The 16,027-nt window shown below is 39.0% G+C and carries 8 protein-coding genes and 1 tRNA gene; 2 read left to right on the top strand and 7 right to left on the bottom strand.

The window, feature by feature from the left end; translation table 11 throughout:
- Window positions 1–196: 196 nt before the first annotated feature.
- The 7 genes from HS960_RS04280 to HS960_RS04250 form a co-directional block, all read right to left on the bottom strand.
- Complete coding sequence (locus tag HS960_RS04280) at window positions 197–1,708, bottom strand: SusD/RagB family nutrient-binding outer membrane lipoprotein (RefSeq protein ID WP_159730808.1); 1,512 nt, start codon at window positions 1,706–1,708, stop codon at window positions 197–199.
- Window positions 1,709–1,754: 46 nt separating this feature from the next.
- Complete coding sequence (locus HS960_RS04275; protein WP_159730810.1) at window positions 1,755–4,988, bottom strand: SusC/RagA family TonB-linked outer membrane protein; 3,234 nt, start codon at window positions 4,986–4,988, stop codon at window positions 1,755–1,757.
- 272 nt (window positions 4,989–5,260) lie between these two features.
- Complete coding sequence (prfH, locus tag HS960_RS04270) at window positions 5,261–5,884, bottom strand: peptide chain release factor H (RefSeq protein ID WP_159730812.1); 624 nt, start codon at window positions 5,882–5,884, stop codon at window positions 5,261–5,263.
- Between the two features lie 4 nt (window positions 5,885–5,888).
- A complete protein-coding gene (locus HS960_RS04265) occupies window positions 5,889–7,280 on the bottom strand; it encodes an RtcB family protein (protein WP_182331352.1) in 1,392 nt (463 codons plus the stop codon).
- 522 nt (window positions 7,281–7,802) lie between these two features.
- Window positions 7,803–9,116, bottom strand: coding sequence for a PDZ domain-containing protein (locus tag HS960_RS04260; protein WP_182331350.1), 1,314 nt, complete (start codon window positions 9,114–9,116; stop codon window positions 7,803–7,805).
- A gap of 607 nt (window positions 9,117–9,723) precedes the next feature.
- Window positions 9,724–9,803, bottom strand: a tRNA-Leu gene (locus HS960_RS04255).
- 114 nt (window positions 9,804–9,917) lie between these two features.
- Complete coding sequence (locus tag HS960_RS04250; protein WP_120332779.1) at window positions 9,918–10,655, bottom strand: SIMPL domain-containing protein; 738 nt, start codon at window positions 10,653–10,655, stop codon at window positions 9,918–9,920.
- A gap of 94 nt (window positions 10,656–10,749) precedes the next feature.
- Here HS960_RS04250 and HS960_RS04245 point away from each other — a divergent pair, with 94 nt between their 5' ends.
- Entirely contained in the window at window positions 10,750–13,569 is a 2,820-nt protein-coding gene (locus HS960_RS04245; protein WP_182331348.1) for a S9 family peptidase, read from the top strand.
- Between the two features lie 175 nt (window positions 13,570–13,744).
- Window positions 13,745–15,934 carry a glutamine synthetase III family protein gene (locus HS960_RS04240; protein WP_088162032.1) on the top strand — a complete coding sequence of 730 codons (2,190 nt, stop codon included), beginning with the start codon at window positions 13,745–13,747 and terminating at the stop codon, window positions 15,932–15,934.
- Window positions 15,935–16,027: the final 93 nt, after the last annotated feature.

Raw genomic sequence — 16,027 nt, 5'->3', positions numbered from 1 at the left:
TGCTAAATACCTTTGACAACTGTACACTCCTTTTTTAAAGGGATGTATTACCAATTAAAAAGCCTCAACTTTTTGAAATTGAGGCTTTATCCAAAATGTCAACAAGACATCTTAGTCCACTGTGGGAGTAAATTGTTATCCAAACGAGCAAAAAAAAGCGGGATCTTTCGATACCCGCTCAATAAAACATTTTAAACTAGTTTTTTCCATTGTCTTTTGCCCACCACAATCGTTTTCCCCAATTATAATTTACAGTTCCAGCTGCTGCTGCTGTCACGTTTTCTGTATTATATAAATACTCATTATTCGGGTAAGGCAAACGCCAAGGCTGATCTGTATGTGCGATTGCAGAATTTTGAATTTTTGAAGGATAGTTGGTGCTAGGAATTCCAGTCCTTCTGTACAAACTCCAGGCTTCAAAATTTTCTTTAAACAGAGCGACCCACATATCCCAATAGATGCGATTTTTCGTTCCATCAAATTTACCAGCTCCGGCAAGATAAGTCGTAACATCGGATGCTGCAACGTCATTATCTTCCATTGATAATGTCACAGCTTTTTCATAGGCATCTTTAGCGGAAATTCCAACATTATATCCCGATAAAGCAGCTTCTGCTAATGTATAATAACTTTCACATGCACGATAAAAAGGTACTGCTCCAGCAGGATTGTTGATGTAATGCAAACCAATCCATGAAATTGATGTCGATGGAGAAGGGTTGGTAAGCGAACCGTTGACAAATCCTACATACTTACCGGCATTATTTTTCTGTGCAATCGAAGCAATTCTAGGATCTTTTGTTTCATTCAAATGATCGATAAAAATATCAAACATACCCCAGTTGTTGATCCGATTACCATTGATACCTGATTTGTACCATGGTTCCATATAAGGCAGCGTTCCCGGATAAACCATTTGACAATTTTCCGCGTTGGTTTCGATGATTGGATATTTTGTCTTATTACCTGCAATTTCTTCAATCGTAGATTTAGCTAAAGCAGGAGCAACGGATGATATCCGCATCGCCATCCGCAAACGCAAAGAATTACAGAATTTCTGCCATTTCAGCATTTGCTGCTTTAGATTATCTGGCCCAGAATTTTTAGGCCCATACACGATATCGTATTCCAATGTTTCATCGGCACCAATCCCAGCGGCTAGTTCATCCGCAATTGATTTGAGATCGGCTAACACCGCTGGAAAAATATCTTCTTGCTTATCGTATTTGGCTTTTAATACGGAACCATCATCTGGCCGTCCTTTAAATGCCTCTGAATACGGAATATCTCCCCAGCCATCCAATAAATAGGACCACATATAGTTATTCCAAATTCTTGCTATAGCCCTTGTATTTTTATACCCCTCTGCAGTGGCATCAGTCCTTTTTAGCAGATCCTTCATTTGGGTGATATTATAGTAACAAGCGGCCCAGCGATTGCCATAAGTATTATTTGTTGGGATCAATCCACTTAAATTATCAGGATATTGAATTTTAACAATATACCCAGCAAATGTACCATACCCATCAACATCGCCACCAAATTGGTCACCTGCATTCCGCATCACATTAACCAGCATGTTTTGTGGCGGAACATCATTTAAAGCATCCGGATCGGTATTTATTTTCTCAAAATTCTTGGTACACCCTGTAACCAGAAGAACTGCTAAAAAAGGCGTATATTTTAGTTTTTTAATGAAAGTATTCATAATCATAATTTTTTTGGGGTTCTAAATCTTAAACTTTATGTGTTAATTAAAATGTAAAACCAAGTTTAAGACCTATACTTCTTGAGTTTGGAACACTGGCTTGCTCAAATCCTACACCTCTAGAATCACTAGATACACCTCCGCCTTCCGGATCCAACCGCATCGTATTCGATTTATGTACCCAAAGCAATGCTAAATTGGTACCTGTGACAGAAATATTAGCACGCTTAATCCCTTTTATTTTACTATACAGATGTTTAGGTAAATTATACGAAATATAGGCTTCTCTTAATTTCAGAAAAGAACCATCAAAAACATACATTTCGGCAATGCCTCCATTTTCATACCAGTCCTGCGCAGTAGTCTCTATGGTATTTGCGACCCAGCCTCCTTTTCCGTCTGACATTGCAAATCGTTCGTTTTTCATCACGTCACGACCGGCAAGAATAGCCCTTTCACGAATGCCATCCGCAGCAGTAATTTCAGCTATACCCGTCGCATAACCATGGGACATTGTTTGTGACCAAATATCTCCTCCCTTACGGAAATCGAGCATAAAGCCAAATCTAAAATCTTTAAAGGTGAAGTCATTACGCATCGAAGCCAAGAAGTCTGGCACAGCATTACCAATCACTTGACCATCAATAGGTGTAGAAACCAGACCGTTGGACCCCACTTTAATAGCACCTTTCATAGGCCCATCTTCTACACGATCATAACCAGGTCCTACCAAGCTGCCCCATGGGCGTCCTACAGACGCCATATTGGAAATACCCCAAGTCCAACCCTGTCTATAGTCTTTCAAACCCAATTCGGGATAAAGTTCAACAACCTTGTTTCTATCTTTTGAAAAGTTGACAGTCGTTGTCCAGTTCAACCCATCTTCGCGCTTCAGGATATCGCCGCGTAACTGAACTTCAATACCTTTACTTCGAATTTCTCCCGCATTTAGGAAGATACTGCTAAACCCAACCACATTGGAGGTCGTTACTGGGAGCAATTGTTTTTTATTTACCTTTTGATAATAGGTAACATCTAAATGGAGCCGGTCTTTGAATAAACCAAGTTCAGTACCAATTTCATAAGACGTAATGGCTTCAGGTTCCAAGCCTTCAATGGCATAAACCATGCTTTTGTACATTTGCGCCAGGTTATTATAGGCGTCTGTTTGCGCATAATAATAGTTTCCATTTTGATAAGGTCGTGTAGCGTTACCTACTTTAACCAAATTAAATCGCATTTTCCAAAAATTCAAATAATCACTTTTCAGACCTTCAAATGAAGCTGTTGGAATCCAGCTTAAACTTGCCGAAGGATAAAAAAAGGATTTTTTTAACGTTGAAGACCAATCGTTCCGCGCTGTTAAATCTAAATACAATTGATCTTTCCAGCCCAAATTAGCCTGTCCATATACCGAATTGGAACGGCCTTTAGAATGGTCCATAAAGGTGTAAGCATCTCCGATTTTATTCGAAATGGTATAGACCCCCAACACATTTAATCCTTTTGCTCCTAGTGTATTTGTTTCATATTGATAGTCCCGATAATTTGCCCCCAAAATACCGGTTAAACTCAGATCGCCAAACTGTTTATTAAAATTTGCAATAAAATCTGCATTAAAATCGGAATTACTATTTTTTATTTCATCGAACTTTCCATTCTTATTATCAAAGTTAAAATATGTCGTTTCAAACATATGTGTATTATAGTAATCCAAGCCTACACGTCCCTCAAATTTCAAAAAATCAAAGGGTTGATAATACAATGAGGTCTTACCAAAAACACGGTTCATTTTCATAGCATTAAGAGACTCATGCATCGTATAAAAAGGATTCATATGGTAAGCGGAATTCCAATTGTAATAGGTATATTTCCCTTGTGCATCTTTTTGATCCCAGTTCTTTTTCAAGTCCTGCATATCCACCTGACGGCCAAACCAGATCAGGCCATTCATTGGATTGGCAGCATCATATCCCTGAGTGACCAAGTTGTTACTTTCTGTGCGCGTAAAATTACTCATAATGTCATAAGACACTTTATCACTAACCTTATATTCATTATTTAATTGCGCTGTATATTTTTTCTGATCCGTATTAGGCACCGTTCCGGTTTGATTTCGGTAAGAGATTGAAGCACGTGTAGACGATCGATCTGATTTGGAAAGCAATGAAATGTTATGATTTTGGGAAAAACCAGTTTGGAAGAACTCTCTAACATTATTTTTATGCGAATTCCATGCTGTTGCCTGGCGTACACCATTCACAACCGGGCTATTAAACTGTGGTATCAACAAGCCAATGTCCATGCGAGGACCCCAAGATTCATCGATATTATCATTAACACCAATGTTTCCTGTACCATCAACATAACTGAATGAATTTTGGGTTACATAATCCTGATAGGATAGATTTCCACCAAATTTCTTAAAACTGTATTCATCCCCCCGTGATCCCTGACCATATAAATTTTGGTACTTCGGTAAATTGGCCGCCCTGTCGATGGAAAAATTACCATCGTACGAAATCTGCACTCCGTTTTCGGCGCGTTTTCCAGATTTTGTCGTAATCATAATAACGCCTGTACCAGCACGCATACCGTATAGTGCCGCTGCCCCACCTTTCAGTACGTTGATGCTTTCTATATCATCTGGATTAATGTCATTTAAACCCGACCCGTAATCCACCCCGCTATACGTATTATCACCACTACGTTGAGAATCATTTGTAATAGGAATACCATCCACTACGATAAGCGGTTGCTGATTTGCCTGTAATGACGTATTTCCACGGATAGAAATACGGGCAGAAGAACCTATAGCTCCACCAAATTGGTTCACCTGTACCCCCGCAACCTTTCCCGCCAATGCGCCTGTTAGGCTATATTGTCCTGCATCTGTCAGTTCTTTTGCTTTAACCTCCTGCATAGCATAACCCAACGATTTTTTCTCCCTTGTGATACCTAATGCGGTAACCACCACTTCATCTAAATTCTCCGCTGAAGATTCTAATGTAACGTTTAAATTCGTTTGATTACTAAGTTGAATCTGCTTAGATTTGTAACCAACTGCAGTGACATTTAAAACTCCTCCACCTGTATATGTTAATGAAAATCCACCATCAATTCCTGTCTGCGTGCCGGCACCGCCTCGAATGGTCACCGATACCCCCGGTATTGGTTTGCCATCTTGATCCAACACTTTGCCTTTAAGTGCTGTTTGGGCATAAAGCGCAGAACATACTAGTATATTGGATGCTAGTATTGCAATACTTCTTTTGTTCATAAGCTAGTCTCTGTTAGTTAGTTTAAAATGCTTTTATAAAATCTAATTTATGCAAATGTTGAAACAGAGCACGCTATGATATTGACCAATATTACCCATATTTTAACATCAAATGTTAAAATATTACAAGTCTCACACAGCTAAAGCCATATCACCAAGCCTGAACAAACAAACCACAACCCCTTATTAAACAATAGAATACCACTAAAAAAAACAAACCCTTGCCAATATATTAGCAAGGGTTTTCGCTTCAGTAAAAACAATACAAATTATTAATTCTCAATAAATTTCTGACCATAAAAGACCCGTTTCGACTGTCCCCGTGTCACCTCGATTTGGTTTTTCCATTTTTGCTCTTTGGCCGTATTTAACTCAACGCTTTCCAAATCCCGCAGACGTGCAGCCAAGCGCTGCATTGCGATCTCTTTATTCTGCAATTGCGATCTCGTGTCCATCACCTGAACACTTATCCCTGTCGGAGCATGCGTCGCTCTAACGCCAGAACTTACTTTATTAACATGCTGTCCACCTGCACCGCTACTTCGCATCGTTTGGAAATATACATGCTTTAAATCCAACACCTTTTCCTTTTCACCCGGATGATACGTTTTAATTTCGACAAACCAATTCTTCCGTTTGTGTAAAGGACGAAAAGGGCTTTTACACACCCAACAGACTGTACCAATCCAATGATCAATCAATTGATCCATATCTTTTCCTCTAAATCTGACGATTAACGAACAAGGAAGTCCATCAACTTCTTCTGTTTCTATTTCCGTGACTTCAACTCCAACTTTACTACCTTCAAAAGAGATTCTGTCGACTACCAACCTAACGGCCATATTACATTCCTTAGGACCTCGTCCCGAAGAAATTTGTAAATACCTTTCTTTCATAACCTTATTTGTCCATACGTACAATCTTCGGACTAAACATTCCGAGAACAGTTACCAACTCCTGCTGTAATTGCATCACCCGATGAATATCTTTATACGCACGTGGTGATTCATCCAACGCACCGCCAATCAATTCTACACCATGTGCTTCCAGATCTTTCAGCATAGCGCTTTTTGTCAAATTATTTTTGCAGGCGGATCTCGACATGACACGCCCCGCTCCATGGGATGCAGACTGTAAACTTAAGGGGTTTCCCGTTCCCTCAACAATGAACCCTGGTGCTGTCATCGAGCCGGGAATCACCCCCAGCACGCCCTTGCCTGCAGGCGTTGCTCCCTTCCGATGAACAATGCATTCCTCCCCATTCACTAATTCCTTCCATGCGAAATTATGATGATTTTCGATCGTTACCATGGGATTACCGCCAAGTGCTTTAGCCAAACGTCGGTGGATGTCTGCATGACAGGCTTGGGCATACTCCCCAGCCAAATTCATTGCCATCCAGTATTCTTGTCCTTCTTGGCTTGCTAAATCCAACCAGGCCAAATGTTGGACATGACGTGGTAATGGACATTGTTGCGCCGCAAGGCTTGTGTAATGCTTAGCGATATTCGCCCCCAAACCTCGAGAGCCACTATGGGATAAAATCCCCAAGTACTGTCCTGGATTTATCCCCCATTCCTCCCGCACGGTTTGAAGCTCAACAATGCCCAATTCGACAAAGTGATTTCCACTACCAGAAGTCCCAAATTGTCTGTAAGCTTTACCCAACAGGGATTTTAATAGTGGGATTTCCTGAAATTCAGTTCTACTGAAAACAACATGGTCATGCTTATCACGATGAGTGTCATTTAAACCAAATTTGGTGTTTTCCTTCAATATATTTTTCAGTTGGAACTCCCTCCCTTTGAAATAACTGCCTGGTAAGTCGAATATCGACAGGCTCATCCGACAACCAATATCTACGCCTACACCATAGGGTATAACAGCATTTTCTGTGGCCAGTACCCCACCGATGGGAAGGCCATAACCTGTATGTGCATCCGGCATCAGTGCACCTTGTCTTGAAATAGGCAATCTCAGTGCATCATACAACTGTCTTTTTGCCTGCTCATCAATTTCATTTTCACCAAATATGCTAAATGGAGCACAATGTGAATGAAGCTCCTGCATGCGTACTTCAACAGGTTTAACAAGTCCTTCAGAGACCTTTCCCCATATTTTATGCGCCATAAATCGCTGCGGAGCTTCTATCAACTCAGCAAGTTCAAGAAGAATGGTTTCTTTATTTTCCCTCTTTCGATACCTTGTGATCAGCCCTAAAGCTGTATTAACTATATTATTTTGTGGAAAACCTATTTTTACTAGATCTTTTCCAGATAATTTACTTCCCATTTTTATAAAAAATATAAATAATTAGCCATCAATTTCCTCTTGGAAATCGGCAGCCTTTTTGAAAAAATTTCGGGAATATTCTTTTAGGGATTACGATTCTATTAAGCATTTTTCTTAATGCACAGTCAATTACTCCTATAGAGTCGAACGCACCTGTTTTTTTAAAACGCTGCATCCCTGAAGAGCTTTGACTATCTAAATAGAAACGAAAATCCGGAAAATTAAAAAGCCCGAATGAACTTCGGCTTTTTCATCTGTATAAATTGGTTTTTCAAAAGAAGTAAAGCGACCTGATTATTCACTCCAGCGGATTGAACAAACATGATGCGCTCCTATTTCGAAGAATATCTTAAATAGGACGAAAAGCACGAAGATTGCTTTCGGCAAATCCATTTGCCTTAAAAGCTTGCTGTGTTATTATTCTAGCGACCAACATATCTTTTCGTGTTTAAATTATTAAAATATTATTATCAAGTGCAAATATAAGTAAGTTCAGTTTAAAATAGAAAAATTCGCGAAAATTTAATCCGAGTTAAATGGAAGCGGATCCTTTAACACAAATTTAAAATCGAGTGTCTTCTCGCCTCTGGTCACTCGAAAATACATTTCCTTTCCCTCTTCTGATTTAAAAAGATTGTGAATTGACTCCAGGGAAAATGACGATGCAGATCTACCATTGATCCGTACAACCTTATCTCCGGGTATTAGTCCTGCGATTGCCGCAGGCGAACCATCACGAACGGTCGCAATTTTGTACATATTTCGAAGTACAAAGCGATACTGTACGCTGTTGCCCATTCTTACCTCTGTGCCGCCATCTTTTTGCAGAACGACAGGTATTTCTTCTTTTTCGTATTTAATGCCATCATGTATAATCTCCAAGCCACTCATATTCAGATAATAAAAGCGATCAAAATCTTTATTCTTATGAAGATATATCGACTTGTTGGGATAATCGAATACGACCTTAAATCGGCGTAACAACTCGTTTCCAATGGAACCTATTCTTTCGCTCACAAATGTTGCATGCTGTAACGAACTCAATTCGGGATAGGCTACCAAGGGGTAGTTCATTGTAAACGGCCCAAGTTCGAGCGATCGGATTCGATTTCTTTTTCCATAAATCTCACCGTTAAAACCCTGCCCTATGTAGTCATCAATAAATGGGGGCTTAATATCAAAATTGTTTAGCTTTGAAGGAATAAGCATTAAGGCATCACTATTTCCCATGTCGATCAATACACGACCATCAATAGAAACATCACCCTGTTTAAAAGCAACCGAAGTATAGGGACGACTATTTAAAATATCCAGCGGCAAACGCTGCATCTTGTCAAGTCCCTTGGGCCGGTTCGCCTTGGCATATAAGGTAATACGATGTTTTTGAAAATCCATTTCCATCATTTGGTTTTCAAAAAAGCGACTTCCCATAATTCCATTAACTTCCACTCCTATCCGAGTAGAGATATCAATATGCGCATTTTGAAGAATATAGATCGGTTGGTCTAAATCTTCATATACCCCAGCAATATTCACCTGATTATGTATGGATAAATAGCCATCCAACCCCTCTTCCCTACCCAATCCCTGAAATTTATTAACAAAAACAGCGCTATCAATTGACTTTAATGTTTCGCCAAATATCATGGTTTCTTTAACCCCCGTATCCAACAGGAAGTTCATCATATATCCATTTACCTGTACAGGGATAATCACCAGGTTATGTACGAAAAGAAAAGGAATTTTAACATTCTTTTTCCCGTTTAAGACAAACCCTACTTGCCCCTGAGTAATGAAAAAACACAGCAGTGCCAGCGATAAAAAAACTGTTTTCATCCAAGTTTATATTTGGTATTTCCAATTTAAACAAGAATATTCAGATTAAAGAAAGTTTATAAAAAAAAGCCCATCTTATTGCCATTTCGACGGTAGTTAATTTATCTTTCTTATCTACAAGTCTGGTTCAAGATTACACTTACTTTACCGTTTCTGTGCTATTTTATTGCTGTTTTATTGCTGTTTTATCGTTAAAATACCAAAGAATAAACAAAGAAACACCAAAGAAACGGCAAACGAATACCGAGGAAGGTCTAATGAAAGTAGCTACAATAAGCGAAGAAACACCAAAGAACAAGCAATAGCTGCAGCAACTTAGAATCAAATAGTGACCAAGTTAGATCTTGAGACAATGCTTATTCAGTGCTTGCTCAGTGATCGTTCAGTGATTGTTCAGTGATCATTCAGTACAAATTGAATAAGCACTGACTGATCACTGTCTAAAGATTGATTGAAAATTGTTATTAGATATAAGTTGATATTAGGATGTATCTGTTTTAGTACCTACCTTGATTAGCTATAATCCGGAACTTGTGGCAATCTTCAGGTCAGATGCAGCATAGACGCACAAAAAAATCCTCTTTACAGTAAGTAAAGAGGATTTTAGTACCCGGAGCCGGAGTCGAACCGGCACGGTTTCCCACTGGTGTTTGAGACCAGCGCGTCTACCAATTCCGCCATCCGGGCATATCCGTTTGGGATGATGCAAAAGTAGGTTTTTTATTGAAAAGGAGAAAACTTTTTGAACAAATTTTCAACGAAAACCAATATAGAACTGAAATTCAGTCGAATAATTTTTCATTAGTTACTCAAAAAACTTGCTTTAACCGTGATATTAGCTGTTTTTTTTCTCGAGGTTGTATTAAATGCACCGCCAGAAGAGTACTCTTCGTTGTCGTTTTGTCCTGTTATCTGAAAAATTCCGAGATCAGCCTTTACCAGATTACCTAATCCGGCATTCGATTCCTTTGCAATATTGTCTGCACGTTGATGTGCATTTTTTGAAGCCTGTGAAATAAGTTCCAATTTCAGATCCTCTAGCTTGGAGTAATAATAATTGGGGGTGCTGGAGCTAAGTTCTATCCCTTTGGAAATTAATGTCGATATTTCTCGTGAGGCATTGTCCACTTTATTTAAGTCTTTGGATTCGACACTTACGGCCTGCGATAAGGTATAACCGGAAAAAGTATTATAACCATTCCCCTTTCCATCTGTATGATATTCGAAATCTTTGGCAATATTAACGGCTTCGAAACGGATCTCGTCGGCTTTAACCCCCTGTTGTACTAAAAAATCCCGCACCAAATCACGATCAGTGGCCAGTTGTGCTGAAGCAGCACTCAATTCGTAATTCTTTCGGCTAAAAGTAGCACTCCATTTGACTAGATCAGATTCGAAATCTTTTTTGGCATTACCATTAACAGTGATTGTCTGCGTCGATTTAAACTTATAGCGATAAGCTGTACCCAATATCCAGGTGCCAAGCAAGAGCACAGCGCCCATTATAATCGAAATAATAACAGCGGATGATGATTTCATAACCAGTTTTTTATGTTTACGTAACAATGAATATACCAAAAAATCGATGTTTATTTATTTTTTATGAATAAATTGCGACAAAAAGGTTTAAAATATGAATAAGAAAAGTATCTGTATTCCATTTTGTTTTCTGGCAGCATTCGCTGCCCATGCACAAAAGAAACCATTGGATCATACGGTATATGATAGTTGGCAAAGCGTATCATCGCCCTATATCAGTAAATCGGGAAAATTTGTCCTGTTTCAGGTCGTTCCACAAGAAGGCAATAATCAGCTTTTTCTCAAAACCAAAGAAAACAAAGAACTCATTCAAATTCCCCGTGGATATAATGGAAAACTGACAGATACCGAAAACCATCTGCTAAGTTTGGTCAAAGCACCATTTGCCGTAACCCGCGAAGCCAAAATCAAAAAGAAGAAAGTCGAAGAACTCCCAAAAGATTCATTGGCGATCTACAATTTAACGACTTCATCCCTTGTCAAATTTGCGCAGGTAAAATCTTACAAAATTGCCGATCATAACAACAATTTTGTCTCTTTTCTTTTCGACAAGGAAATAAATGAAAAATCTGAAACAAAAACGGCTAATGATGCCACATCGGCAAAGAAAAGCAGCGATAAAAAGAAAAAAACAGTTGCAACGCTTGCTTTATATGATTTAAATTCCGGTGATTCGGTACAATTTTCATCCGTAGACCAATACGAATGGAATAAAAACGGATCAAAAATTGTTTTTTCAAAAAAAACAGATTCGAAAGATAGCCTGTCAAAAGAATCTGGAGTCTACCTCTACGAAATAGCAACTAAAAAGCTCAAAAAGATATCAAATGGAAAAGGCAATTATAAAAATTTCAAATTTGATGAATCAGGCAACCAGCTCGCTTACCTAGGGGATCTCTCCAATGAAAAGGCATTGCTGAAAAATTATAATTTATATTACTATTCAAATGGTATAGATACAGCCCAATATCTCGCAACAAAAACCAGCAATGGTATACCTAAAAACTGGGCCGTTAGCGGGGATGGGGATATCCGTTTCAGCAAAAATGGAGAGAAGTTATTTTTCGGCATAGCACCAATACCTCGTGTCAAAGACACCACTTTGGTTGATTTTGAGCATGCTAAAGTAGACGTTTGGAACTGGCAAGACGATTATTTACAACCAATGCAGTTGGTAAATTTAAAGAAAGACCTTGCAAGAAACTTCTTAGCGGTCACTTACCCCAAATACAATCGTAACATTATCCCCCTTACGGACCAAACATTCAACTCCACGGCACTTACACCGGATGGAAATGAAGAGTATGTCTTAGCGCGTACTGATTTTGGCAAGCGCATCGCAAGTCAATGGGAAGGTAGTACAAGAGATGACATCTATCTGGTTTCGACAAAAACAGGAAATAAAGAGTTAATCCTTTCAGACTTTTCAGGAAATGCAATCTTAAGTCCTGACGCAAAATACATCGTATATTTCGACCAAGATAAAGGAACCTGGAATTCCTATCAGGTTAGGTCAAAGAAAAAAACAGTTCTAAATGACGGTATACCTGCGTCCTTTGCCGACGAGGAAAATGATATGCCTACCTCAGCACAAGGATACGGCATGGCAGCATGGAGCCCAGACTTTAAAGGGATTTACGTCAATTCGAGATATGATATCTGGTATTTTAACTTGGACGGATCCAACAAATCCATCTTGACAAACGGCTATGGGGCTGCTTCGCAGACAACTTTCCGCTACTTGCCTTTAAAAAGAGAAGAAGATCGCGAACAAGCCACAACACTAGACTATAAAAAGGGTGGTTTTCTAACGTCTTTTGACAATAAAACCAAAGAATCTGGTTTCTACCAGTTCAAGGGACAGCATAGCGATCCTAAAAGTCTTTTGGTAGAGGCAAAAACGTTTAAGAATATCAGCTCTTCGGCAGATCAACAAACGATACTGTACAGTAAAGAGGATTATATGAATTCACCTAATATATATACCAATACAATTAAGTTCAAAGACGAATTACAGCTATCCAATATTAACCCCCAACAGGCTAATTACAATTGGGGTACAGCAGAACTTGTTCATTGGACAACGCCTGAAGGAAATCAGGCGGAGGGAATTCTTTATAAACCAGAAAATTTTGATCCTGCAAAAAAATATCCCATTATAGCTTACTTCTATGAAAAGCTTTCAGATGGATTATATACGTATCAACCTCCTGCTCCTACACCATCACGTTTGAACATCCCCTATTTTGTAAGTAACGAATACCTTGTATTTGCACCAAATATAAGCTACAAAACAGGTCACCCGGGTCAATCAGCTGAAGAATACATCAATTCGGGGATGAGAAACCTCGCTCAGAATGCATGGGTTGATAGTACGAAAATGGGAATACAGGGGCAAAGTTGGGGCGGCTATCAAGTTGCTCACCTCATTACGCGGACCAATATGTATGCTGCGGCTTGGACTGGTGCTCCTGTTGTCAACATGACATCTGCCTATGGCGGAATACGCTGGCAAACCGGTATGTCGCGCCAATTCCAATACGAACATACACAAAGCCGCATCGGAAAAACCCTATGGGAAGCTCCGGAACTGTACATCGAAAACTCACCTTTATTCCATTTGGATAAAGTTAAAACTCCCGTTGTCATTATGGCCAATGACAATGATGGGGCCGTGCCATGGTATCAAGGCATTGAAATGTTTACTGCATTGCGCCGATTAAACAAACCTGTATGGATGCTGAATTATAATGGTGATGAACATAACCTCATACTCCGACAAAACCGCAAGGATATACAAATTCGGGAACAGCAATTCTTCGATCATTTCCTAAAAGGTGCCCCCGCTCCTGCTTGGATGAAGAAAGGAGTACCTGCCACCGAAAAAGGAATAGACTGGGGATTCGAATTATAACACAAAACAATAAAAAAGGTGTGATTTATACAAATCACACCTTTTTTATTAGCCAAAAACCATAATTTTCAAATTATTTCACAAAAAACATCAAAAAAAATTTCAGTTTTCAATAAAAACACAATATTTTTGAAAAACAAAATCAACAAAACTGTAATTTAACTACAAAATACAAATGTCGAACCTAAGATTCAAAGCAGTAGAAGCAGCAGGCTCACGCCAAATTGCTTCATTTGAAAAAGTTGAAACTAAAAAAGCAACTGACATCTACGGAAAGAATGTTTTTTCCGTAAACAAAATGAAAGACTACCTTCCTAAAAATTCATACAAGGAGTTAGTTGCATCCATTGAAGAGGGACAGATTATTTCAAGAGATTTGGCTGAACACATTTCACAGGCCATGAAAACTTGGGCACTTAACCACGGCGTTTCTCACTACACACACTGGTTTCAACCGCTGACAGGTTCGACTGCTGAAAAACATGATGCTTTTTTTGAGCCAGACGAAAACGGTGAAGCAATTGAAAAATTTACAGCTGACGCATTAGTTCAACAAGAGCCCGATGCATCTTCTTTCCCAAACGGTGGTATCCGTAATACGTTCGAAGCTAGAGGTTATACAGCTTGGGATCCATCTTCTCCTGCCTTCATTTACGAAACAGGCGCTGGTAAAACATTATGTATTCCAACAGTTTTTGTTTCCTATACGGGTGAATCATTAGACTATAAAGCTCCTTTATTGAAAGCGATCAACGCAGTAGATAAAGCTGCAACAGATGTTGCTCAATATTTTGATAAATCGGTCACTAAAGTAAACGCTTCTCTTGGTATTGAACAAGAGTATTTCTTGGTTGACCTTTCCTTATATAATGCTCGTCCAGATCTTCAGTTAACTGGCCGTACGTTATTTGGCCATATGTCGGCAAAAGGCCAACAATTGGAAGACCACTATTTTGGTGCGATTCCAGAGCGTGTATTAGCTTACATGGTGGATTTGGAAAATGAAGCTTTAAAATTAGGTATTCCTTTAAAGACTCGTCACAACGAAGTTGCACCTTCTCAATTTGAATGTGCTCCAATGTACGAAGAAATCAACTTGGCTATCGATCACAACCAATTGTTGATGAATGTCATGGAACAAGTTGCTTTAAGACACAACTTCAAAGTATTGTTGCATGAAAAACCATACTCCGGTGTCAACGGATCTGGTAAACACAACAACTGGTCTTTAATCACAAATACCGGTGTAAATTTATTATCTCCTGGAAAAACGCCTAAAAACAATTTGATGTTCTTGACTTTCTTTGTCAATACCATTAAAGCTGTTTATGAATATGCTGATTTGATGCGTGCTTCTATCGCTAGTGCAAGCAACGATCACCGCCTAGGTGCAAATGAGGCTCCGCCAGCAATTATTTCAATTTTCTTAGGCTCTCAATTGGATGAGCTTTTGGAAGAAGTTGAATCTGCTCGTGTTGCTAAAAAAGTAAAAGCAGAGGCAAACTTATGGCATGGTATTCCTAAAGTTCCTGAATTAAAATTGGACAATACAGACCGGAACCGTACTTCACCATTTGCTTTTACTGGTAACAAATTTGAATTCCGCGCTGTTGGTTCTTCTGCAAACTCTGCTTTACCGATGACCGTATTGAATGCAATCGTTGCAGCACAATTGATCGAGTTCAAAACGGAAGTAGATAAACAAATCAAAAAAGGCATTAAAAAAGATCTTGCAATCTTAAATGTTGTCCGCAAATACATCAAAGATTCAAAAGCAATCCGTTTCGAAGGCAATGGATATAGCGAAGAGTGGGAAAAAGAAGCTGAGGCACGTGGTCTTTCTAACATCAAATCTACGCCTAAAGCATTAGATGTTTATGTAAAAGAAGAATCTTTAGCCCTGTTTGAATCACTAGGTATTTATACTAAACGTGAATCAGAAGCTCGCCACGAAATCTTGCTTGAAAACTTCTATAAAAAATTACAAATTGAGGCACGTGTCATCGAAGAGATGGTTAACAACCAAATTGCTCCTGCATGTTTCATTTATCAAAACGAATTGATTGAAAATGTCAAAGGATTAAAAGACCTTGGTCTAGCGCAGGCAGCATTCAGCTCTCAATTGAACTTTGTAGAACGTATTTCAACACACGTAAATACCATCTTGGAGCAAGCTGAAGCAATGCGTCAGGAACGTAAAAAAGCAAACCAAATTGATGACGTACGTGAAAGATCAATCGCTTACGATGAATCGGTTAAACCATATTTCGATGTGATCCGTTATCATGTCAACAAATTGGAGAAAATTGTTGATGACAAAAAATGGCCTCTTCCAAAATTGAGAGAGATCTTATTTTTAAGTTAAGATAACTTCCCTGAAACAAAAAGAGCCTGCGATATCGCAGGCTCTTTTTGTTTCAGGGAAACGTTCGCTATCTCTCGCTCCTTATCTCCCCTC

Origin of the sequence: Sphingobacterium paramultivorum, from assembly GCF_014109745.1 — a bacterium.
Classification (GTDB): domain Bacteria; phylum Bacteroidota; class Bacteroidia; order Sphingobacteriales; family Sphingobacteriaceae; genus Sphingobacterium; species Sphingobacterium paramultivorum.
This window is presented reverse-complemented; position numbering and strand designations above follow the sequence as displayed.

Bases quoted from the DNA above. Each gene is read 5' to 3' on its own strand.
- HS960_RS04280 (WP_159730808.1), bottom strand. From the start codon at position 1,708: ATGAATACTTTCATTAAAAAACTAAAATATACGCCTTTTTTAGCAGTT.
- HS960_RS04275 (WP_159730810.1), bottom strand. From the start codon at position 4,988: ATGAACAAAAGAAGTATTGCAATACTAGCATCCAATATACTAGTATGT.
- prfH (WP_159730812.1), bottom strand. From the start codon at position 5,884: ATGAAAGAAAGGTATTTACAAATTTCTTCGGGACGAGGTCCTAAGGAA.
- HS960_RS04265 (WP_182331352.1), bottom strand. From the start codon at position 7,280: ATGGGAAGTAAATTATCTGGAAAAGATCTAGTAAAAATAGGTTTTCCA.
- HS960_RS04260 (WP_182331350.1), bottom strand. From the start codon at position 9,116: ATGAAAACAGTTTTTTTATCGCTGGCACTGCTGTGTTTTTTCATTACT.
- HS960_RS04250 (WP_120332779.1), bottom strand. From the start codon at position 10,655: ATGAAATCATCATCCGCTGTTATTATTTCGATTATAATGGGCGCTGTG.
- HS960_RS04245 (WP_182331348.1), top strand. From the start codon at position 10,750: ATGAATAAGAAAAGTATCTGTATTCCATTTTGTTTTCTGGCAGCATTC.
- HS960_RS04240 (WP_088162032.1), top strand. From the start codon at position 13,745: ATGTCGAACCTAAGATTCAAAGCAGTAGAAGCAGCAGGCTCACGCCAA.